Annotated in this window: 32 protein-coding genes; 23 read left to right on the forward strand and 9 right to left on the reverse strand. The window is 25.1% G+C overall.

Annotated features, from left to right (window positions below; all coding sequences use genetic code 4):
• The first annotated feature begins 10 nt into the window (after positions 1-10).
• The 4 genes from AACK86_RS05540 to AACK86_RS05555 all read left to right on the forward strand — a co-directional run bounded on the left by AACK86_RS05540 (position 11) and on the right by AACK86_RS05555 (position 2,221).
• Entirely contained in the window at positions 11-337 is a 327-nt protein-coding gene (locus AACK86_RS05540; protein WP_338981789.1) for a hypothetical protein, read from the forward strand.
• Positions 338-346: 9 nt separating this feature from the next.
• Entirely contained in the window at positions 347-592 is a 246-nt protein-coding gene (locus AACK86_RS05545) for a hypothetical protein (RefSeq protein ID WP_338981790.1), read from the forward strand.
• Between the two features lie 36 nt (positions 593-628).
• Entirely contained in the window at positions 629-1,090 is a 462-nt protein-coding gene (locus AACK86_RS05550; RefSeq protein ID WP_338981791.1) for a hypothetical protein, read from the forward strand.
• Positions 1,091-1,165: 75 nt separating this feature from the next.
• Positions 1,166-2,221 carry a DDE-type integrase/transposase/recombinase gene (locus tag AACK86_RS05555; RefSeq protein WP_338981792.1) on the forward strand — a complete coding sequence of 352 codons (1,056 nt, stop codon included), beginning with the start codon at positions 1,166-1,168 and terminating at the stop codon, positions 2,219-2,221.
• Here the strand turns inward: AACK86_RS05555 and AACK86_RS05560 are convergent.
• Positions 2,170-3,231 carry a ribosome-inactivating family protein gene (locus AACK86_RS05560; protein ID WP_338981793.1) on the reverse strand — a complete coding sequence of 354 codons (1,062 nt, stop codon included), beginning with the start codon at positions 3,229-3,231 and terminating at the stop codon, positions 2,170-2,172. The genes AACK86_RS05555 and AACK86_RS05560 overlap by 52 nt on opposite strands.
• 567 nt (positions 3,232-3,798) lie before the next feature.
• Between AACK86_RS05560 and AACK86_RS05565 the strand changes: the two genes are divergently transcribed.
• From AACK86_RS05565 to AACK86_RS05625, 15 genes are all read left to right on the forward strand, one after another.
• On the forward strand, positions 3,799-4,098 hold the full coding sequence (locus tag AACK86_RS05565) for a hypothetical protein (protein WP_338966992.1): 300 nt from the start codon (positions 3,799-3,801) through the stop codon (positions 4,096-4,098).
• Positions 4,099-4,309: 211 nt separating this feature from the next.
• Entirely contained in the window at positions 4,310-4,933 is a 624-nt protein-coding gene (locus AACK86_RS05570; protein WP_338981794.1) for a rolling circle replication-associated protein, read from the forward strand.
• Between the two features lie 19 nt (positions 4,934-4,952).
• Positions 4,953-5,405, forward strand: a complete 453-nt coding sequence (locus tag AACK86_RS07955; protein WP_422398234.1) for a helix-turn-helix domain-containing protein — start codon at positions 4,953-4,955, stop codon at positions 5,403-5,405.
• Positions 5,390-5,782: a transposase family protein gene (locus AACK86_RS07960; protein ID WP_422398383.1), complete on the forward strand. Its 393-nt coding sequence runs from the start codon at positions 5,390-5,392 to the stop codon at positions 5,780-5,782. The genes AACK86_RS07955 and AACK86_RS07960 overlap by 16 nt, the downstream gene beginning before the upstream one ends.
• Positions 5,783-6,215: 433 nt before the next feature.
• The gene (locus AACK86_RS05580) at positions 6,216-6,428 is read left to right on the forward strand and encodes a hypothetical protein (RefSeq protein WP_338981347.1); all 213 of its coding nucleotides are present in this window, start codon (positions 6,216-6,218) and stop codon (positions 6,426-6,428) included.
• Positions 6,429-6,592: 164 nt separating this feature from the next.
• A complete protein-coding gene (locus tag AACK86_RS05585) occupies positions 6,593-6,823 on the forward strand; it encodes a hypothetical protein (protein ID WP_338981796.1) in 231 nt (76 codons plus the stop codon).
• Between the two features lie 15 nt (positions 6,824-6,838).
• Positions 6,839-7,081 carry a hypothetical protein gene (locus tag AACK86_RS05590; RefSeq protein ID WP_338981349.1) on the forward strand — a complete coding sequence of 81 codons (243 nt, stop codon included), beginning with the start codon at positions 6,839-6,841 and terminating at the stop codon, positions 7,079-7,081.
• Between the two features lie 31 nt (positions 7,082-7,112).
• Positions 7,113-8,102, forward strand: coding sequence for a hypothetical protein (locus tag AACK86_RS05595; RefSeq protein WP_338981797.1), 990 nt, complete (start codon positions 7,113-7,115; stop codon positions 8,100-8,102).
• Positions 8,103-8,115: 13 nt separating this feature from the next.
• Complete coding sequence (locus AACK86_RS05600) at positions 8,116-8,442, forward strand: hypothetical protein (protein WP_338981798.1); 327 nt, start codon at positions 8,116-8,118, stop codon at positions 8,440-8,442.
• 10 nt (positions 8,443-8,452) lie between these two features.
• A complete protein-coding gene (locus AACK86_RS05605; protein ID WP_338967003.1) occupies positions 8,453-8,698 on the forward strand; it encodes a hypothetical protein in 246 nt (81 codons plus the stop codon).
• A 395-nt stretch (positions 8,699-9,093) separates the two neighbouring features.
• The gene (locus tag AACK86_RS07965) at positions 9,094-9,546 is read left to right on the forward strand and encodes a transposase family protein (RefSeq protein ID WP_422398235.1); all 453 of its coding nucleotides are present in this window, start codon (positions 9,094-9,096) and stop codon (positions 9,544-9,546) included.
• A complete protein-coding gene (locus tag AACK86_RS07970; protein ID WP_422398306.1) occupies positions 9,531-9,923 on the forward strand; it encodes a transposase family protein in 393 nt (130 codons plus the stop codon). Before AACK86_RS07965 ends, AACK86_RS07970 begins: the two co-directional genes overlap by 16 nt.
• Before the next feature lie 217 nt (positions 9,924-10,140).
• The gene (locus tag AACK86_RS05615) at positions 10,141-12,024 is read left to right on the forward strand and encodes a hypothetical protein (RefSeq protein ID WP_338981800.1); all 1,884 of its coding nucleotides are present in this window, start codon (positions 10,141-10,143) and stop codon (positions 12,022-12,024) included.
• Positions 12,025-12,259: 235 nt separating this feature from the next.
• Positions 12,260-12,493, forward strand: coding sequence for a hypothetical protein (locus AACK86_RS05620; RefSeq protein WP_338981801.1), 234 nt, complete (start codon positions 12,260-12,262; stop codon positions 12,491-12,493).
• Between the two features lie 76 nt (positions 12,494-12,569).
• Complete coding sequence (locus tag AACK86_RS05625; RefSeq protein ID WP_338981802.1) at positions 12,570-13,586, forward strand: DDE-type integrase/transposase/recombinase; 1,017 nt, start codon at positions 12,570-12,572, stop codon at positions 13,584-13,586.
• A gap of 103 nt (positions 13,587-13,689) precedes the next feature.
• Here AACK86_RS05625 and AACK86_RS05630 read toward each other — a convergent pair whose 3' ends face one another.
• The 6 genes from AACK86_RS05630 to AACK86_RS05650 all read right to left on the reverse strand — a co-directional run bounded on the left by AACK86_RS05630 (position 13,690) and on the right by AACK86_RS05650 (position 17,637).
• The gene (locus AACK86_RS05630) at positions 13,690-14,352 is read right to left on the reverse strand and encodes a hypothetical protein (protein ID WP_338981803.1); all 663 of its coding nucleotides are present in this window, start codon (positions 14,350-14,352) and stop codon (positions 13,690-13,692) included.
• Positions 14,353-14,533: 181 nt separating this feature from the next.
• Entirely contained in the window at positions 14,534-14,914 is a 381-nt protein-coding gene (locus AACK86_RS07975) for a transposase (RefSeq protein ID WP_422398384.1), read from the reverse strand.
• Positions 14,899-15,351 (reverse strand): transposase family protein, encoded by a 453-nt coding sequence (locus tag AACK86_RS07980; protein ID WP_422398236.1) that lies wholly within the window; start codon positions 15,349-15,351, stop codon positions 14,899-14,901. The genes AACK86_RS07975 and AACK86_RS07980 overlap by 16 nt, the downstream gene beginning before the upstream one ends.
• Before the next feature lie 65 nt (positions 15,352-15,416).
• Positions 15,417-16,343 (reverse strand): DDE-type integrase/transposase/recombinase, encoded by a 927-nt coding sequence (locus AACK86_RS05640; RefSeq protein WP_338981805.1) that lies wholly within the window; start codon positions 16,341-16,343, stop codon positions 15,417-15,419.
• A 69-nt stretch (positions 16,344-16,412) separates the two neighbouring features.
• A complete protein-coding gene (locus AACK86_RS05645; RefSeq protein WP_338981806.1) occupies positions 16,413-16,838 on the reverse strand; it encodes a hypothetical protein in 426 nt (141 codons plus the stop codon).
• Between the two features lie 205 nt (positions 16,839-17,043).
• Positions 17,044-17,637 (reverse strand): hypothetical protein, encoded by a 594-nt coding sequence (locus AACK86_RS05650; RefSeq protein WP_338981807.1) that lies wholly within the window; start codon positions 17,635-17,637, stop codon positions 17,044-17,046.
• A gap of 127 nt (positions 17,638-17,764) precedes the next feature.
• Between AACK86_RS05650 and AACK86_RS07985 the strand changes: the two genes are divergently transcribed.
• Both AACK86_RS07985 and AACK86_RS07990 read left to right on the forward strand, forming a co-directional pair.
• Positions 17,765-18,217 carry a transposase family protein gene (locus tag AACK86_RS07985; RefSeq protein WP_338982632.1) on the forward strand — a complete coding sequence of 151 codons (453 nt, stop codon included), beginning with the start codon at positions 17,765-17,767 and terminating at the stop codon, positions 18,215-18,217.
• Positions 18,202-18,594, forward strand: coding sequence for a transposase family protein (locus AACK86_RS07990; RefSeq protein ID WP_422398327.1), 393 nt, complete (start codon positions 18,202-18,204; stop codon positions 18,592-18,594). Before AACK86_RS07985 ends, AACK86_RS07990 begins: the two co-directional genes overlap by 16 nt.
• 309 nt (positions 18,595-18,903) lie before the next feature.
• On the opposite strand, the gene AACK86_RS05660 is transcribed toward AACK86_RS07990, so the two are convergent.
• Positions 18,904-19,353, reverse strand: coding sequence for a hypothetical protein (locus AACK86_RS05660; protein WP_338981808.1), 450 nt, complete (start codon positions 19,351-19,353; stop codon positions 18,904-18,906).
• A gap of 169 nt (positions 19,354-19,522) precedes the next feature.
• On the opposite strand from AACK86_RS05660, the gene AACK86_RS07995 reads away from it, so the two are divergent.
• Positions 19,523-19,975 carry a transposase family protein gene (locus AACK86_RS07995; protein WP_338982632.1) on the forward strand — a complete coding sequence of 151 codons (453 nt, stop codon included), beginning with the start codon at positions 19,523-19,525 and terminating at the stop codon, positions 19,973-19,975.
• On the forward strand, positions 19,960-20,343 hold the full coding sequence (locus AACK86_RS08000) for a transposase family protein (protein ID WP_422398385.1): 384 nt from the start codon (positions 19,960-19,962) through the stop codon (positions 20,341-20,343). Before AACK86_RS07995 ends, AACK86_RS08000 begins: the two co-directional genes overlap by 16 nt.
• Before the next feature lie 192 nt (positions 20,344-20,535).
• On the opposite strand, the gene fba is transcribed toward AACK86_RS08000, so the two are convergent.
• Positions 20,536-21,405 (reverse strand): class II fructose-1,6-bisphosphate aldolase, encoded by an 870-nt coding sequence (gene fba / locus AACK86_RS05670; RefSeq protein WP_338981810.1) that lies wholly within the window; start codon positions 21,403-21,405, stop codon positions 20,536-20,538.
• Between the last annotated feature and the right edge of the window lie 13 nt (positions 21,406-21,418).

Here is a 21,418-nt window from a genome sequence, read left to right on the forward strand (position 1 = left end):
AGTTTAAAAAATGGAAAACTTAGAAAAAATGGCTAGTTTGATTGGCGATATGTTTTATAAAGTTTTTGATTTAATTTGAACTTTAACCATTCCCGGAACAGATATTCGTATTATTATTTTTCCGCTAATTATGCTTGTGATCAATCTTGTAATTGGTGGCATTTTAGGTATTCATATTGAACGACCAAAAGTTGGTTTTCGTAAAAAATATCGAAAATCAGTTGCTAATTGAGGAGCTAAGAAACAATCATCTAGTGGCCCAATTAAGAAATTTAGTGGTAATAGTTCTAAAAACAGACCGTGAGTTAACCAACACGGGCAGCGAATAAAAAGGTAGGTTTTTAAAATGTTTAAATTAATAATTTTATTTATTCTTTTTGCTGTTTTTTCTATTTTTGCTTTAAACGACTTTTTAAGTTTATGAGCCTATGTGCGTGAAGGTTTAGAATATTTTAATAAAGTTTTATCAAAAAATATTAAAATTTTAGATTTGTTTAAACCAATGATAAGGTTATTTTCTCAACATCCAATTTTCCAAATTTTAGGAACGATTTGTATTTTATCAACAATATACTTTATTTTAAGAAGTTAAAGGCAAAAGAAAGGATAAATAGATATGTATAAATTTATGTCGTGGTTAATTATCGCTTTTATTGGTTTAGTCCCTCTAGGTGCCTTCTTTGATAGAAAACAACCACAAAAACCTAATATGGAACAATTATTTATGAAACGACAAAAACGAGCCATAAATCCTACTCAATGTGGAAATAGTTGTGAATTGAAATTTTCTAGTTTATTAAACATTACTCTTGTTGTTGATTCTGGTGTTTATTTTGATTTATCTAAATTTGATATTGAATTACCTAATAATGTTAAAAATCAAAATAAAAATTATCCTAATCGTTTACCTTTTTTTATGGATAGTCAAGCTTTTCTACCTATAAAAGATTTTTTTCAAAAATATGGAACCTTTCAATCTATTGGTAGTAAAAAAATTTATACTATTCCAAAAGTAGTTGATATTGTAATTAAATTAAGAAATTTAAGTCCTTATTACTTAATCTTTTTCTCAGCAGAAATGCCTCATTAATTTAGTAATTTAATAACCATTCTTGAAAATCGTATTTTTTGTAATACGGTTTTCTTAATTTAAGGAGTTTAAAAAATGAAATATATTATTTCCCAAGCTGATTTAGCAGATTTAAAAGCAAAAGTCCAAAGTTGACTAAATGCTAATTGCCGTAATCCCTATTACTATAAAACTAAAAAACGCATCACTGCCTATTTAAATTTATGCACTTATTTTTATATGGAAGAAACTATTTTAACAAAACTTATAAAAAAATATTTTAAAAACGCAACGAAAACCTTTTATCGTTGGGCACAAAAAATTATGACTGCTTATTATTCTGACAATTTAGATTTGTTATTGTTTAAAACTACAAAACCACAAAATCTTAATTATCAATATAGTTTAAATTCTCGCAAAAAAGTATGTGATTTATATTTTGATTATAAAAATCTTCAAGCTGGCGGAATCTGGTCTTTATTTAACAATTTAAAAATCGGTTTTCACGATGTCAAAAATTCAGAAGTTCCGAAAAATATCAAAACTTTTTATCGTTGAATTAAATCCGACCCTCGTTGAAAAGAATTAAAACAACAAATCAAACAAACAAAACGCCATTTTAAGCGTTATGAAGTTTCTGAGATTGGTCTTTTACAAATGGATGCCAAAATCATTACCACAACAAATTTTCCGGTTGATAAAAAATATTATATTTATGATTTTATTGACGAAATGACACGCATAGTATTTGGTTATGTTTATGATAGTTTAGGAACCAATAACGCCCTTAATGCCGTGCATAGATCAATGAAAGATTTCGGCGAACTTGGTATAACAATTAAACGCCTTCGTACTGACAACGCTCCTGAATTTACTACTACTAATTGAAGTAATAAAAAATCGTACAAAGTAAAAGAAAGGTCTTTTACAACCTTTCTTTCGAGGAACGGAATTGTTCATGAAACCACACCAATCCGTTCTCCTCAGATTAACGGAAAGATTGAACGCTTTCATCAACATTATATCAAATTATTTTATGCTAATGATAAAAAATTAAATCAAAACGAACTTCAACATTATTTAAACAAATATTATTATTTTTATAATTCTATAGTATTTGTTTTAAATAAAATACAGTCGAATTGATGATAAGTTCCATAAATTGGAATGTAATTTTTTGAGGCAAAAACATGACAATCACTCTCAGAAGTTTCTTTTTTATTAAAACACATTAAGTTGTTTTGAGCAGTACTTCTTGCATTTCTATTATTACATTGATGCAAATGTTCAAGCATAGCAGAAGAAAATATTAAAATTATATTTCTACTTATAAAATTATTTAAATTTCCATTTTCTGTTAAATAATTTATAGCATTCTGAGTTGTAGAAGCTCAATTTGTTATAATATTATAGAAATTTGTTTGTCAATAATTATTAGTATTATTTTGAATAAGTCTTCGTACTTCTCTAAAACGCATACTTTCTGCTGTTGCCAAAATAACGCGAGCAAAAGCCGCTCTAATTATATTGTTATTATTTCTATATCTAGCGTCTGATCCATAATTAAATAAATCATTAAAAGCTTGAGTTATTCCAGTTCAACTAATTGTTGGATCACCACTGACAATAGTGTTATAATTTGAATCAAAACCTAAATTATAAGAATTTTGACCCCGTATATTTGTTATTGTAGAATCAGAAAAACGATAAAAATCAGTATTATATGTAAATCCTTGTAGATAAAAATCACTTACTCTAAAAACTAATTCTATTGTCCCTCGACTCTCAATATTGAAGGGGACAATAAAAAAATTATAATTACTATTTGAATTTATAACATAATAATTTGCATCACAAACAACTGAAATATCACTACTTGAATCTGAAATAGATAATATAATTTCAACACTTAATAAAGATTTTAAAACTTTATTACATAAATTTTTAAAATAATCTTTTGTATTTCAATCAACATTTACAGCTTCTGTTTTAAATATAGAGTTAATATCTCTCTTATTTCTATTTAATTTTTCTAAATTATTACTACTTGTTTGTAAAGAATTAATTTCGTTTTTTGCTGAAGTTGGGGCATTGCCAACAATGCCAGAAATTCCGCTTCCGGCTATTGTTATTGTTCCTAAGATTCCTAGTAATTTTTTCATATTAATCAAATCCTTTATATAAATTTTTCCTAATTAATAATAAAATTTATTCAAAAATCAACAACCTCTCTACCAAGAAACAATCTACAATCCTTTTACCTTGGAGTTTAATTATAAACTGTTTTTAAAAATTTTCTTAGAATTTGTCGTTATTTACAAAAATTTTAAATAAAAAATAAATCCATCCCTTTTTTAAAAATCCTCTTGTTCTTGTCATAAGTCTATGGTATATTACATACTTTTGATAATGATGTAGAAATCATATACATATGACAAGATTTTGTTTTCTACAAACTTTTAGGGGGTGTTTTCTTTTGGCAGTAATATTTTGTATTGAATGCGACAACGAAAGTTATGTTGTTGGTAATAAAAATACAGTTGGAATCTGTAATTCTTGCGATGAAAAGGGTTTTTAAATTTTGAAAGGAACGATAGATTATAAAATATGTCGCTGGTGTTTACATCTATTTAGTGATAAACGATATTTGCATGTTGCTTGTGAGAAAAAATTTATTAATCATATTAAAAAAATTTTAAAAAATAAAAGTAAAAGGAATTTAAAAAATAATGTTTAAAGTTAAATTAGTTAGTATAAAAAGAAAAATATTTAAAAATAAAGATGGCTCTATGATGTCAGGTTATTCTGCCGAATTTTTGCGTTATGAAAATGACTTATTTGAGCCTACCGGGGAACAAAAGGCTTTATGAATTGATGATAACAATCTAGAACAACAAGAAATTTATAAACTGTTAAAAGAAAACGTTAAATCATTTTTTAGTTGCGAATTAACTTTTGAAAAAACCCCCAAAATAGTTAACTTGCAAAAAATTGAATTATCAAAAAATCAAAAAAACTTGTCCAGTTAATTGATAATCACTTCGGTCTGCGAAGCGGTGCGGAAGGCGTATGCCCCGCCCGCTAGCGGGTTAGTCGGCGAAGCCGACTATTACTTGATTAAATAACACAACTGGCGAAAATCTAAAACTGGAGCATAAAATATGAATTTACAACTTCAAAATCCGACCGATTTTTATATGAAAACCATTTTATTACGGTCAATATATTCGCAATATTGTTATGCCTTTAGAACGCATCAAAGCAAATATTCGTAATGCTAGCGGTTTAAAAAATAAGGGTAATTGTGATACAAAACTGCTTAATAGCAATATTCGTGCAAAATCTAATGTTATTCGGAAGGCATATCATAATTTTTGAGACTGTAAAAAACTTACATTCTTAACTCTTACTTATGCTGATGTTAATGAATTTGATATTAGAAAATGTAAGCGTGATTTAAATAAATTTTTTAAAAAATTAAAATACTGATTTAAAATTAAAAATAAAAATATTAAGTATTTGTATACCTATGAATATCAGAAACGAGGCGTTATTCATTTTCATATTTTAATTACCGAAAAAATACCTCATAAAATTATTTTACAATTTTGACCTTATGGAATTAATAAAAATATTAGAGTTCGTGAAAACACTAATGAAATGGTTGTAAAATATTGCTCTAAATATATAACTAAAAATGTCCTGAACGAAAAGTCATTAAACCAGTATGACTTAAATATCAAGGCTTATCAATTCTCATATAACTGTCAAAATCCCATTACTAGAAAACAAGTATTTACCGATACTTTGAATAATAGACTTCTTGCGATACCTTTTTTATTAAAATATTCTTATAAAATATAATTTATGAGGATATCAAAATATGAACAATAATAAATTTAATACTCTTAATGATAAAGAATGGTTAAGATTAACAGGAATAAAAAAATCCACTTTTAATAAAATTTTAGATATTTTACAAGTAGCTGAAATAGAAAAATTTAAAAAAGGTGGTAAAACTAATAAATTATCACTAGAAAATAGATTATTGATGACTTTATCATATTGACGAGAATATCAGACTTATTTTCATCTTGATAAAAATTTCGGAATTAGTGAAGCTAATTGTTATCGCAATATCAAGTGAATTGAAGATATTTTAATTAAAAACTCTGATTTTCAACAACTTGCTGGTAAAAAAGCACTAATAAATGATTATTTTAATGATAAAACTATTATTATTGATGCTATCGAAACTCCAATCCAACGCCCAAAAAAAGACAAAAACAATCTTATTCTGGTAAAAAGAAAAAACACACCATTAAAACACAAGTAATTATCGAACAAGAAACCAGAAAAATTATTGCAACAAGTTTTTCACTTGGGAAAAAACATGATTATGCTTTATTTAAAGAATCAAAAATCCCAATTTTAAAAAATACCAAATTAATAGTTGATAGTGGTTATCAAGGAATACAAAAAATTCACAATAATGTTCTAATACCTACAAAGAAAACAAAGAAAAACCATTTAAATAAAGCACAAAAACAACATAATAGACTAGTTTCAAAAATGAGAATTATTATTGAAAATATTTTTGCTATTCTTAAAAAATTTAAAATTATGACAGAAAAATATCGTAATCATAGAAAAAGATTTGGTTTAAGATTTAATTTAATTGCCTCAATTTATAATTTGCAATTATTAATTTAACATAAAAGATTTATTTAAAATTAAAGAATTTAAATAATAAATTCGTTTTTTGTTGTGGCAAAATATTAATTTTTTAGATAAAAGACATAATTAATTAAAATTATATTTTTCTATTACTGTCTTTTTACAAATATTTGTAATTTTTTTAATAGGTTATGCAAGAAGTCTAATATTGTTAATCGAACTATAAATTCTGAATTTGTAAAATACTTAAAATCAACAGTTAATAACTTTAAAACCAAAATGTGCGGAGCAATCTATGAATTTAAAAATATTAATTATATAGACTTTGAAAGTGCAAATTATGCTTCATTAGAAAGTTTAAGATTTAGAAACCAACTAAGAAAAATGAAACATTAGGAGTTAAAAAATGAAAGAAAAATTGCAATTTAAAATAAGAATTAAAAATTAAAAAATTAAGGAGAAAAGAAAAATGAGTATTTTTGGATTAGTGTTTTTTACGATTTTAACATTATTACTAGCATACTATATTGCGGTTAATATTTATCGGTTTTTTAAAGATAAAAAGAAATATGGCAGCGAAGCAAAACAGTTGCCAAAAGATTTTACTTATGCACAACGAATATTTATTGCAAAGTTTAAGTGAAATTTATTAGAACAAGATGAAAAAGAAATTAAAAAGTAGGTTTAGAAAATGTTTAAAAAAATAATTATTGAGTTAATTGAATTAATTTATCCAATTACTGATTTACCACCCCAAGTTGTATTTTTGTTTTCAATTTTAATAATTGTAATGCTCTTCTCGGGAATTATTTTTCTACTCTTTTGACCTTTTAAGCGGTAATTATTATGTTTTTAGTTGCTTGAAAAGATTTAGATTGAGAAATGACAAAATTATATTTTTGAGATTTATTTATTCAAATTAAAGTTATTCCGGCGTGAGTTTCTGGTAAGGAAATTGATTTAACCCAAGAACTACTTTGACTTTTAATAGCAAATATTGCGTTTTGAATGGTATTAGTATTTATTGTCTTATTTATGATTATTTTATTTTATAAGGTTAAATCATATTTTGTTTAGAAAGGGGGTGATTATATGTTTAGAATTTTTCTTGATGGAGCAATAACACCGGTAGCAATTACTGGTGAACAAGCCGTTACTAACTTATGAAAAGCATTAATTAAAGCGTTTGGTAATATTTGAACTGATATTATTGGTGGTAATATGCCAAATGTTGTTAATTTCTTTGCTACATATTGAGTTTTCTTGCTTGGGGTAATTATTGGTTTATTTTTAATTGCTTTCAAAATGTTTGAAAAATTAATGCCGGGCAGATAGTAATAAAAATAAAGAAAGTGTGATTTAAGTTATGCTATTGTTTAAGAAAATAAATTTAAGATTATATGATTTTGTCGCTTTAAATCGCACTTTATTTATTATTGAGTGATTCTATAGTGCAATTTTGCATTATTATAATTCCCAAAGTTGACGAATGTTATTTGATATTATTTATTTATTAATTGCTTTGTATATTTTATATACTAAAATTTCTCATTTCTTTGCTCGTCGAAGTTTTATTAATTTCTTATTAAATTCACCTTTAAATTTAGTCATTGGTGCCTTAGGGACTGGAAAAACCGCTTTAATGGTTTTAACTTCTTACTTATTAAGTGGTTGAAAAACGATTTCTACTTTTCCGATTACAGATAAACAAATGCTTTCATTAGGGCATATGTCACTTTTAGATTATAATTATCCAATTTTAGATAAAAAACATTTACTGTTATGAGATGAAACTAATTTATTTCTTGAAGGTACTGATTATAAAGAAAATGATAGAGTAACCCAAGGTTTACAAGAATATTTTGCTTCGGCTCGACAATTCACCCATATTGTATTAGCGAGCGGACAAAGAGCCGAACATATATGAGTTAAAGTTCGTGATATTGCGAATTCAATAATTGTTGGTATTAGAAAAAAACCGGTTAGTATCTTTCGTCCTTATTTACAAGTTATTTATGGCACTTTTAAATCGGTAAGTGAATACGAACAATGACGATTAACGCTAATTAATGCAAAAAATGATAAAAAAGGTCGCAAAATCAAGTATCGTAGCATTCCGGAATTAGACATTTATTTCTTTAAATTAAAAATTCCGATGTCATTTTTAAACCTTTATGATAATAAATATTTATCATTCTTGCGTGAATTAAGTAATCGTGCTTTGAATGATAATTATCAACATAAATTTTGAAATGATAATGTAATGGATATTGAAGCATTAGAATATTTAAAAATGGAAAAATTCAGTAAGATACTTACTAAGTTAAAAAATAATCTGAAGAAGAAAAACAAGTAAAGGAGTTTAAAAAATGGAAAACTTAGAAAAAATGGCTAGTTTGATTGGCGATATGTTTTATAAAGTTTTTGATTTAATTTGAACTTTAACCATTCCCGGAACAGATATTCGCATTATTATTTTTCCGCTAATTATGCTTGTGATAAATCTTGTAATTGGTGGTATTTTAGGTATTCATATTGAACGACCAAAAGTTGGTTTTCGTAAAAAATATCGAAAATCAGTTGCTAATTGAGGAACTAAGAAACAATCATCTAGTGGTTCAATTAAGAAATTTAGTGGTAATAGCCCTAAAAATAGACCGTGAGTTAACCAGCACGGACGGCGAATAAAAAGGTAGGTTTTAGAAAATGTTTAAATTAATAATATTATTTATTCTTGTTGCTGTTTTTTCCATTTTTGCTTTAAACGACTTTTTAGGTTTATGAGCCTATGTGCGTGAGGGTTTAGAATATTTTAATAAAGTTCTATCAAATAATATTAAAATTTTAGATTTGTTTAAACCAATGATAAGGTTATTTTCCCAACATCCGATTTTTCAAATTTTAGGAACGATTTGTATTTTATCAACAATATATTTAATTTTAAGGAGTTAAAAAATGAAAATGTTAAAGAAAATATTAAGTATTAAATTATTTAAAAGCGTTTTAGGTTTTATGCATTTTTTTATTATATTTCATACTGTTATGGTTATAATTTGAGTGTTTTTAACAAAAATTCGAACTAACACAGATGAGTTTTTTAAAGATTTTATATTGTTTGATTTCCAAAATGTAGTTTTTAAGGTGTATTTTTGATTATTAATCGTTTATTTGTTAATAACTGGTATTAATAAATTAATTATTAGGGGTTATTACTTTAATAAAGTTTTTAGAAAGCACCAAATGCAAGTTGTTAATTGTGAATGTCCACAACATAATCAATAGACTTCTTGCGATACCTTTTTTATTAAAATATTCTTATAAAATATAATTTATGAGGATATCAAAATATGAACAATAATAAATTTAATACTCTTAATGATAAAGAATGGTTAAGATTAACAGGAATAAAAAAATCCACTTTTAATAAAATGTTAGATATTTTACAAGTAGCTGAAATAGAAAAATTTAAAAAAGGTGGTAAAACTAATAAATTATCACTAGAAAATAGATTATTGATGACTTTATCATATTGACGAGAATATCAGACTTATTTTCATCTTGGTAAAAATTTCGGAATTAGTGAAGCTAATTGTTATCGCAATATCAAGTGAATTGAAGATATTTTAATTAAAAACTCTGATTTTCAACAACTTGCTGGTAAAAAAGCACTAATAAATGATTATTTTAATGATAAAACTATTATTATTGATGCTACCGAAACTCCAATCCAACGCCCAAAAAAACACAAAAACAATCTTATTCTGGTAAAAAGAAAAAACACACCATTAAAACACAAGTAATTATCGAACAAGAAACCAGAAAAATTATTGCAACAAGTTTTTCACTTGGGAAAAAACATGATTATGCTTTATTTAAAGAATCAAAAATCCCAATTTTAAAAAATACCAAATTAATAGTTGATAGTGGTTATCAAGGAATACAAAAAATTCACAATAATGTTCTAATACCTACAAAGAAAACAAAGAAAAACCATTTAAATAAAGCACAAAAACAACATAATAGACTAGTTTCAAAAATGAGAATTATTATTGAAAATATTTTTGCTATTCTTAAAAAATTTAAAATTATGACAGAAAAATATCGTAATCGTAGAAAAAGATTTGGTTTAAGATTTAATTTAATTGCCTCAATTTATAATTTGCAATTATTAATTTAACATAAAAGATTTATTTAAAATTAAAGAATTTAAATAATAAATTCGTTTTTTGTTGTGGCAAAATATTAATTTTTTAGATAAAAGACATAATTAATTAAAATTATATTTTTCTATTACTGTCTTTTTACAAATATTTGTAATTTTTTTAATAGGTTATGCAAGAAGTCTAATATAAATTTTGTGATGCTTTTAAAGCGATAAAAAAGAGTTTTAAGGCGTGATGAGATGCATAAGATTATTTCTTGATTTATTTATAATGTTTATTGGTTTGGTTCCATTAGGGGCTTTCTTTGATACAAAACAACCACCAAAACCTAATATGGAACATTCCTTTATGAAACGACAAAAACGAGCCTCAAACCTTAGTCAATGCGGAAATAATTGTGAATTAGAGTTTATTAGTATTAAAAATACTTTTTTTAATGTAGAGAGTTTTGGCTCTGCTGGAAGAATAACTTTTTATGATGAAAGTGTTCGTTTTCCAGATGATATGTCTGAAAAAAGCTTTTTAATCGAAAATCAAAGTATTAATAATCCTATAGAGGATTTTTTTAAACGAGAAGGTGTTTATAAACCAAAACCATCTGAAGATATATTGACTACTTATGGCTGAGAAATTCCTAAACTTGAAAGTATTAAAGTGTCATTTGTTTATTTAGATAGATATCAATTAAATAAACCACAATATTTTATAAGTTTATTTTCAGCTAAAGTGCCACTACAACCAGAGAAAGATAACGAGCAACCGTTACCTACGGAAATAAATAAAAATGATGGTGAGTATGATTATACTCAGTTTCAAGATAAACTAGATTATTTGATGATACAACGCCGAGATTTTGATAAATTTAATTATAGTTACTTATATTGAGTTCCTATTTTTAATTTCTTTGACGATAATTTTAAATATATGAATGAAGTGTCAATAAAATTAAATGGTTTTAAAAAAAATAGTAAATTTAGTTTAAGTCGCAAAAATTCATATCCACAAGGTTTCATTGAAAAAGTTATTTTTAGGAAACTTTCCTTTTCTAGTTTTGGTGATGTTATCACTATAAAAACTGAGCACGGTAGTATTGTGGGTAATAATGAGTTTTTAGAAAATGGTAAATCACTTTGAAAATCTGGCTCACAAACAAGTTTTGGAGGAGATTTTATTAATACTTTTTTTGGACAAGTTAATTATTATGGTAATACTTTCCATTTTTTACGCTATGATGATAAATTAAAAACTGATTTTAAAGATTTTATGCTTCATTATCAAAAAGATTTAACTGTTGATTTTATTAATGGTTTATTTAATAAAATTTATAAAGTTTTAGGTGGTTTTTTCGTACAATTCTTTTATGCAAGTTTTGATATGGATACTTCTACTTATGTAGAATTAGATTACAAAGGAATGCAAGAAATTCCTAAAAATGTTTTACAAATGGGCTTTTTCTATCGCTCCTTAATTACCTTTTATCCCAAACAGTATTTAATTAATTTTAATTCCACAATGCAGAATAGTAAGAATATGATTTTTCGTTCCTATTTTTTTGTTAAAGATAAACAAATTGCTAATGATTTTAAAACTGGTAAAAGTTCTTATCAAATAAATTTTAATGTGTTAAAAGCATACGATAACCAATTATGGAATGTTACTAGCAATAAATTGCATTTTTACAACGCTAAAGTTGATGTCATGTATGGAATTAATATTTTTACGCTAACTTTTCCACTATATAAAAAGAAAAATGAAAGTACTGAATATCATTATTCTTTATACGATTTTAACATTTTGAATTCAACGGCTTTTATTGGCGGTGGAATAAGTGGTAATATGGATGACTTAATTCCGACACCCAATTGTTCTTATTGAGGTTTATTTAGTGCGATATCTTGTGGCATTCAGCACGCTTCTGTTAGTATGTTAAATTGATTGCTTGGTCTTTCAGGGATTAATCTTTTAATTCGCCCCATTGCGGATATTGCCAAAACAACGATTAATTTTACCAAAACCGCCTTTCCAGTGTTTGAAGTTATTCCGGCATTTCAGATGTTATTTGAATTTGTAGTGCCATTAGCAATCTTATTAATGATATTAAAAAAGTTCTCTTAAATATTGCCAATATTTTTTATAATATAATTCCTTTGAAAGGAGGATTTTTCTTTATGCGAAAATTTTTATCAGCTTTAAATTTAGTATGTGTACTGTTTATTTTTGGGTGTAGAAGTAATGTTTATGAAAAAAAATTACAATTTTCTAGTTTAAATAATACATTTTTAATGTAGAGAGTTTTGGCTCTGCTGGAAGAATAACTTTTTATGACGAAGGTGTTCGTTTTCCAGATGATATGTCTGAAAAAAGCTTTTTAATCCAAAATCAAAGTATTAATAATCCTATAGAGGATTTTTTTAAACGAGAAGGTGTTTATAAACCAAAACCATCTGAAGATATATTGACTACTTATGGCTGAGTAATTCCTAAACTTGAAAGTATTAAAGTGTCATTTGTTTATTTAGATAGATATCAATTAAATAAACCACAATATTTTATAAGTTCATTTTTAGCAAAAATACCTAATTAATTAGCAATTTTAATAAATATGTTTGAAAATCGTATTTTTTGCAATGCGATTTTCTTAATTTAAGGAGTTTAAAAAAATGAAATATATTATTTCCCAAGCTGACTTAGCAGATTTAAAAGCAAAAGTACAAAGTTGACTAAGTGCTAATTGCCGTAATCCTTATTACTATAAAACTAAAAAACGCATTACTGCATATTTAAATTTATGTACTTATTTCTATATTGAAGAAACTACTTTAATAAAACTTATTAAAAAATATTTTAAGAATGCAACGAAAACCTTTTATCGTTGGGCGGAAAAAATTATGACCGCTTATTATTCTGATAATTTAGATTTGTTATTGTTTAAAACTACAAAACCACAAAATCTTAATTATCAATATAGTTTAAATTCTCGTGAAAAATTATGTGATTTATATTTTGATTACAAAAATCTTCAAGCTGGTGGAATGTGGTCTTTATTTAATAATTTAAAAATCAGTTTTCACGATATTAAAAATTCAGAAGTTCCTAAAAATATCAAAACTTTTTATCGTTGAATTAAATCTGACCCTCGTTGAAAAGAATTAAAACAACAAATCAAACAAACGAAACGCCATTTTAAGCGTTATGAAGTATCCGATATCGGTCTTTTACAAATGGATGCCAAAATCATTACTACATCAAATTTTCCGGTTGATAAAAAATATTACATTTATGATTTCATTGACGAAATGACACGCATAGTATTTGGTTATGTTTATGATAGTTTAGGAACTAATAATGCGGTTAATGCTGTACAAAGAGCAATGAAAGATTTTAACGAACTTGGAATAACAGTTAAACGCATTAGAACTGATAATGCTCCTGAATTTACTACTACTAACTGAAGTAATAAAAAATCTTACAAAGTAAAAGAAAGGCATTTTACAACCTTTCTTTCAAGGAACGGAATTGTCCACGAAACCACACCGATTCGTTCGCCACAGAGCAACGGTAAAATCGAGCGGTTTCATCAACATTATACCAAATTATTTTATTCTAAGGATAAAAAATTAAATCAAAACGAACTTCAACATTATTTAAACAAATATTATTACTTTTATAATTTTTAACGCCCTCATTCATCATTAAATACTAAAACACCATTTCAAACATTGCAAAAATTTTCAACAAAATAATTTATATTTATTTTGAATTGTACTTATTTTTCTTGAATTAAAGTTTTGCTATTTTTTCTTTTATTTCTAATAAGAGATTATCTTTATTAGTTTTATTAACTAATTGTTCTTTTAAATTAATTATTTGTTTATTTTGTAATTCAATTATTTTTTCATAATTTTGAAATATTTTTATTTGCATTTCATTATATAAATTTTTCTTTTTTTCTATTTGTTTATACATTAATTCTAAATCTAATTTTATTTTATTAGAAGTTTCTTTAAGGTGTTGATTTTCTTGAATTAAAAATGTAATTTCATCGATAAAATTTAAAATAATTAATTTAGTTTCTCCTTCTCAATAAAAATCATTTTCATTTGCTATAATTTTTACTTGAAATTGACCTAAATTTTGTTGTTTATCAGATATATCATTTTCATTCATATCAAAAAACTTAATGTTTGGATTAACTAATTTAAATTTATTAAATATTTCAGAACCTAAAATTATTTCAGTTAAATCTTTGTATGTTTTATTTTCATCTATAATTAAGTCTTTTAAATATAAATTAACAATATTTTCTAAATTATTCTTTGAATATAAAATATATGTTCCATTATCAGTAGCAAAATAAATATTATTCTTATTATCAATTAAAATATTATTAATTTTCTCATCTATATTATTAATTTTTTGTAATTTTGTTTCTTCATTTTTCAATAGACTTCTTGCATAACCTATTAAAAAAATTACAAATATTTGTAAAAAGACAGTAATAGAAAAATATAATTTTAATTAATTATGTCTTTTATCTAAAAAATTAATATTTTGCCACAACAAAAAATGAATTTGTTATTTAAATTCTTTAATTTTAAATAAATCTTTTATGTTAAATTAATAATTACAAATTATAAATTGAGGCAATTAAATTAAATCTTAAACCAAATCTTTTTCTACGATTACGATATTTTTCTGTCATAATTTTAAATTTTTTAAGAATAGCAAAAATATTTTCAATAATAATTCTCATTTTTGAAACTAGTCTATTATGTTGTTTTTGTGCTTTATTTAAATGGTTTTTCTTTGTTTTCTTTGTATGTATTAGAACATTATTGTGAATTTTTTGTATTCCTTGATAACCACTATCAACTATTAATTTGGTATTTTTTAAAATTGGGATTTTTGATTCTTTAAATAAAGCATAATCATGTTTTTTCCCAAGTGAAAAACTTGTTGCAATAATTTTTCTGGTTTCTTGTTCGATAATTACTTGTGTTTTAATGGTGTGTTTTTTCTTTTTACCAGAATAAGATTGTTTTTGTCTTTTTTTGGGCGTTGGATTGGAGTTTCGGTAGCATCAATAATAATAATTTTATCATTAAAATAATCATTTATTAGTGCTTTTTTACCAGCAAGTTGTTGAAAATCAGAGTTTTTAATTAAAATATCTTCAATTCATTTGATATTGCGATAACAATTAGCTTCACTAATTCCGAAATTTTTACCAAGATGAAAATAAGTCTGATATTCTCGTCAATATGATAAAGTCATCAATAATCTATTTTCTAGTGATAATTTATTAGTTTTACCACCTTTTTTAAATTTTTCTATTTCAGCTACTTGTAAAATATCTAACATTTTATTAAAAGTGGATTTTTTTATTCCTGTTAATCTTAACCATTCTTTATCATTAAGAGTATTAAATTTATTATTGTTCATATTTTGATATCCTCATAAATTATATTTTATAAGAATATTTTAATAAAAAAGGTATCGCAAGAAGTCTAATGCTGATGGAATCGTTCAATTTTTCCGTTACTCTGTGGCGAACGAATTGGTGTGGCTTCGTGGAGAATTCCGTTCCCCGAAAGAAAGGTTGTAAAAGGCCTTTCTTTTACTTTGTATGCTTTTTTATTACTTCATTTAGTAGTAGTAAATTCCGGAGCATTATCAGTACGAAGGCGTTTAATGGTTATGCCAAGTTCACTAAAGTCTTTCATTGCTCTTTGAATGGCATTAATCGCGTTATTAGTTCCTAAACTATCATAAACATAGCCAAATACTATTCGTGTCATTTCGTCAATGAAATCATAAATGTAATATTTTTTATCAACCGGAAAATTTGATGGGGTAATGATTTTTGCATCCATTTGCAAAAGACCAATCTCGGAGACTTCATAAAGCTTAAAATGGCGTTTTGTTTGTTTAATTTGTTGTTTTAATTCTTTTCAACGAGGGTCGGATTTAATTCAACGATAAAAAGTTTTGATATTTTTAGGAATTTTTGAATTTTCAACATGGTGAAAACCAATTTTTAAATTGTTAAATAAAGACCACATTCCGCCGGCTTGAAGATTCTTGTAATCAAAATATAAATCACATACTTTTTTGCGAGAATTTAAACTATATTGATAATTAAGATTTTGTGGTTTTGTGGTTTTAAACAATAACAAATCTAAATTATCAGAATAATAAGCGGTCATAATTTTTTGTGCCCAACGATAAAAAGTTTTTATCGCCCCTTTAAAATATTTTTTAATAAGTTTTGTTAAAGAAGTTTTTTCCATATAAAAATAAGTACATAAATTTAAATAGGCAGTAATGCGTTTTTTAGTTTTATAGTAATAAGGATTACGGCAATTAGCATTTAGTCAACTTTGGATTTTTGATTTTAAATCTGCTAAATCAGCTTGGGAAATAATATATTTCATTTTTAAACTCCTTAAATTAAGAAAATCGCATTACAAAAAATACGATTTTCAAAAATATTTATTAAATTACTAATTTTTTTTATTAGGTATTTCGGCAGAAAATGAGGTAATTATATAACCAGCACGCCTATCATGTCTGTCAAAAGCCGAAGCTTTTAAAATTGTAATTTTTACATTAACAATTTTATCAATATAATATTTATCATATTCACCATTAACATTGACAATTTTAGTCATATTTTTTTTATAAAAATTAAAAACATAACCAGACATACTACCACCTTCAGGAATTGTAAGAGCAGAAACATCTTGAGGCAAATCATCTAATTTATCATCAGTGTTTCAAACAAAACCAAGAGCCGGCCATTTAAAAACATAACTATTTTGAATACTAGCAAACTTTAAATCATATTTATTTAAAATATTACTATTTTTACTACATCCCGAAATAAAAATTATACATACTAAATTTAAAGCTGATAAAAATTTTCACATAAATAAAAATCCTCCTTTCAAAGAAATTATATTTTATATAAAAATATTGGAAACATTTAAGAAAACTTTTTTAATATCATTAGCAAAATTGCTAAGGGCACTACAAATTCAAATAACATCTGAAATTCTGGAATAACTTCAAACACCGGAAAAGCAGTTTTGGTAAAATTAATCGTTGTTTTGGCAATGTCGGCAATAGGGCGAATTAAAAGATTAATCCCAGAAAGACTAAGTAATCAATTCAGCACACTAACAGAAGCGTGTTGAATCCCACAGGATATCGCACTAAATAAACCCCAATAAGAGAACAGTTAGGCGCCGGAATTAAGTCACCCATATTACCACTTATTCCACCACCAATAAAAGCCGTTGAATTCAAAATGTTAAAATCGTATAAAGAATAATGATATTCAGTACTTTCATTTTTCTTTTTATATAGTGGAAAAGTTAGCGTAAAAATATTAATACCATACATTACATCAACTTTGGCATTGTAAAAATGCAGTTTATTACTAGTAGCGTTTCATAAATGATTATCATATGCTTTTAAAACATTAAAATCTATTTGATAAGAACTTTTACCACTATTAAAACCATTGATAATTTGTTTATCTTTAACAAAGAAATAAGAACGAAAAATCATATTCTTGCTATTTTCAATTGTTGAACTAAAGTTAATTAAATACTGTTTGGGATAAAAAGTAATTAAGGAACGATAGAAAAAACCCATTTGTAAAACATTTTTAGGAATTTGTTGCATCCCTTTGTAATCTAATTCTACATAAGTAGAAACATCCATATCAAAACTTGCGTAAAAGAATTGTACAAAAAACTCACCTAAAACTTTATAGGTTTTATTAGACTTCTTGCGATACTTTTTTTATTAAAATATTCTTATAAAATATAATTTATGAGGATATCAAAATATGAACAATAATAAATTTAATACTCTTAATGATAAAGAATGGTTAAGATTAACAGGAATAAAAAAATCCACTTTTAATAAAATGTTAGATATTTTACAAGTAGCTGAAATAGAAAAATTTAAAAAAGGTGGTAAAACTAATAAATTATCACTAGAAAATAGATTATTGATGACTTTATCATATTGACGAGAATATCAGACTTATTTTCATCTTGGTAAAAATTTCGGAATTAGTGAAGCTAATTGTTATCGGAATATCAAGTGAATTGAAGATATTTTAATTAAAAACTCTGATTTTCAACAACTTGCTGGTAAAAAAGCACTAATAAATGATTATTTTAATGATAAAACTATTATTATTGATGCTACCGAAACTCCAATCCAACGCCCAAAAAAAGACAAAAACAATCTTATTCTGGTAAAAAGAAAAAACACACCATTAAAACACAAGTAATTATCGAACAAGAAACCAGAAAAATTATTGCAACAAGTTTTTCACTTGGGAAAAAACATGATTATGCTTTATTTAAAGAATCAAAAATCTCAATTTTAAAAAATACCAAATTAATAGTTGATAGTGGTTATCAAGGAATACAAAAAATTCACAATAATGTTCTAATACCTACAAAGAAAACAAATAAAAACCATTTAAATAAAGCACAAAAACAACATAATAGACTAGTTTCAAAAATGAGAATTATTATTGAAAATATTTTTGCTATTCTTAAAAAATTTAAAATTATGACAGAAAAATATCGTAATCGTAGAAAAAGATTTGGTTTAAGATTTAATTTAATTGCCTCAATTTATAATTTGCAATTATTAATTTAACATAAAAGATTTATTTAAAATTAAAGAATTTAAATAATAAATTCATTTTTTGTTGTGGCAAAATATTAATTTTTTAGATAAAAGACATAATTAATTAAAATTATATTTTTCTATTACTGTCTTTTTACAAATATTTGTAATTTTTTAATAGGTTATGCAAGAAGTCTATTAAATAAACCATTAATAAAATCAATAGTTAAATTTTTTTGATAATGGAGCATAAAATCTTTAAAATCAGTTTTTAATTTGTCATCATAGCGTAAAAAATGGAAAGTATTACCATAATAATTAATTCGTCCAAAAAAGGTATTAAATAAAATCTACTCCAAAACTTGTTCGTGATCCAAATTTTAAAATTAATTTACCATTCTCTAAAAACTCAATATCACCCATAAGGTCAACACCATTAGTTTTTATAGTAATAACATCACCAAAACTAGAAAAGGAAAGTTCTGTAAAAATAATATCTTGTGCTATATAATCATCATACAAAGTTTTTCGACTTAAACTAAATTTACTGTTTTGTTTAAAACCATTTAATTTAATTGAAATTTCACTCATATATTTAAAATTATCGTCAAAGAAATTAAAAATTGGGACTCAATATAAATAACTATAATTAAATTTATCAAAATCTCGGCGTTGTATCATTAAATAATCAAGTTTATCTTGAAACTGATTATACTGATATTCACCATCATTTTTAGTTATTTCCATAGGTAATGGTTGCTCGTTATCTTTTTCTGGTAAAGGAGGCATTTCAGCAGAAAATGAGGTAATTATATAACCAGCACGCCTATCATGTCTGTCAAAAGCCGAAGCTTTTAAAATTGTAATTTTTACATTAACAATTTTATCAATAGACTTCTTGCGATACCTTTTTTATTAAAATATTCTTATAAAATATAATTTATGAGGATATCAAAATATGAACAATAATAAATTTAATACTCTTAATGATAAAGAATGGTTAAGATTAACAGGAATAAAAAAATCCACTTTTAATAAAATGTTAGATATTTTACAAGTAGCTGAAATAGAAAAATTTAAAAAAGGTGGTAAAACTAATAAATTATCACTAGAAAATAGATTATTGATGACTTTATCATATTGACGAGAATATCAGACTTATTTTCATCTTGGTAAAAATTTCGGAATTAGTGAAGCTAATTGTTATCGCAATATCAAGTGAATTGAAGATATTTTAATTAAAAACTCTGATTTTCAACAACTTGCTGGTAAAAAAGCACTAATAAATGATTATTTTAATGATAAAACTATTATTATTGATGCTACCGAAACTCCAATCCAACGCCCAAAAAAAGACAAAAACAATCTTATTCTGGTAAAAAGAAAAAACACACCATTAAAACACAAGTAATTATCGAACAAGAAATCAGAAAAATTATTGCAACAAGTTTTTCACTTGGGAAAAAACATGATTATGCTTTATTTAAAGAATCAAAAATCCCAATTTTAAAAAATACCAAATTAATAGTTGATAGTGGTTATCAAGGAATACAAAAAATTCACAATAATGTTCTAATACCTACAAAGAAAAACCATTTAAATAAAGCACAAAAACAACATAATAGACTAGTTTCAAAAATGAGAATTATTATTGAAAATATTTTTGCTATTCTTAAAAAATTTAAAATTATGACAGAAAAATATCGTAATCGTAGAAAAAGATTTGGTTTAAGATTTAATTTAATTGCCTCAATTTATAATTTGCAATTATTAATTTAACATAAAAGATTTATTTAAAATTAAAGAATTTAAATAATAAATTCGTTTTTTGTTGTGGCAAAATATTAATTTTTTAGATAAAAGACATAATTAATTAAAATTATATTTTTCTATTACTGTCTTTTTACAAATATTTGTAATTTTTTTAATAGGTTATGCAAGAAGTCTAATATATCAATATTCTTTTTTAAATTAAACTTTACCTAAACTACCAAACTCTGCTAATAATTGTTTCGCTTTATTCTCAACAGCAACAGTTCCAGGATTTAATAATTTTCGCGGATCATAACCTTTACCCGTTTGATCTTTTTCAGCAATAATATACTGTCGGGTTGCTTGTTGAAATTCTAATTGTAATTCCGTATTAACATTAATTTTACTAATTCCTAAACTAATCGCTTGTTTAATTTGTTGCATATCAATTCCCGAACCACCGTGTAATACTAGTGGTAAAGAAATATTTTCAGAAATATTTTTTAACAAATCTAATTTTAAACCGTCCCAATTTTTAGGATATGGACCATGAATATTGTTAATTCCGGCAGCTAAAAAATCAACCGCCAAGTTTTTCATTGCTTGACATTCATCAAGGGTTGCTAATTCCCCCGTACCAATAACACCATCTTCTTCACCACCAATAGTTCCCACTTCGGCCTCAACAGCAACATTTTTACGATGAGCATATTCTACTACTTGGGCAGTTAATTTTAAATTTTCAGCAAGAGGATGATGACTACCATCAAACATTACTGAAGAAAAACCAGCATCAATTGCTGCAATACACGATTCAACAGTTTGACCGTGGTCTAAATGTAATGCTACAGGAACAGTCACCTTAATGAAATCCATTAGATTAGTAACTAATCCATAAACCGTTTTAACTCCCCCCATATATTTAATTGCTCCTTCGGATACTCCTAAAATTACTGGACTATTAGTTTCTTGTACTGCTTTTAAAATTGCTTTAATTCATTCTAAATTATTAATATTAAAATGCGCAATTGCATAATTTTCTTTTCTCGCTTTTTGCAACATTGCTGTTGGATTAACTAATTTTGTCATTTCTGTCCTCCAA

Source organism: Spiroplasma endosymbiont of Eupeodes luniger (assembly GCF_964019525.1).
GTDB lineage: Bacteria > Bacillota_I > Bacilli_A > Mycoplasmatales > Nriv7 > Nriv7.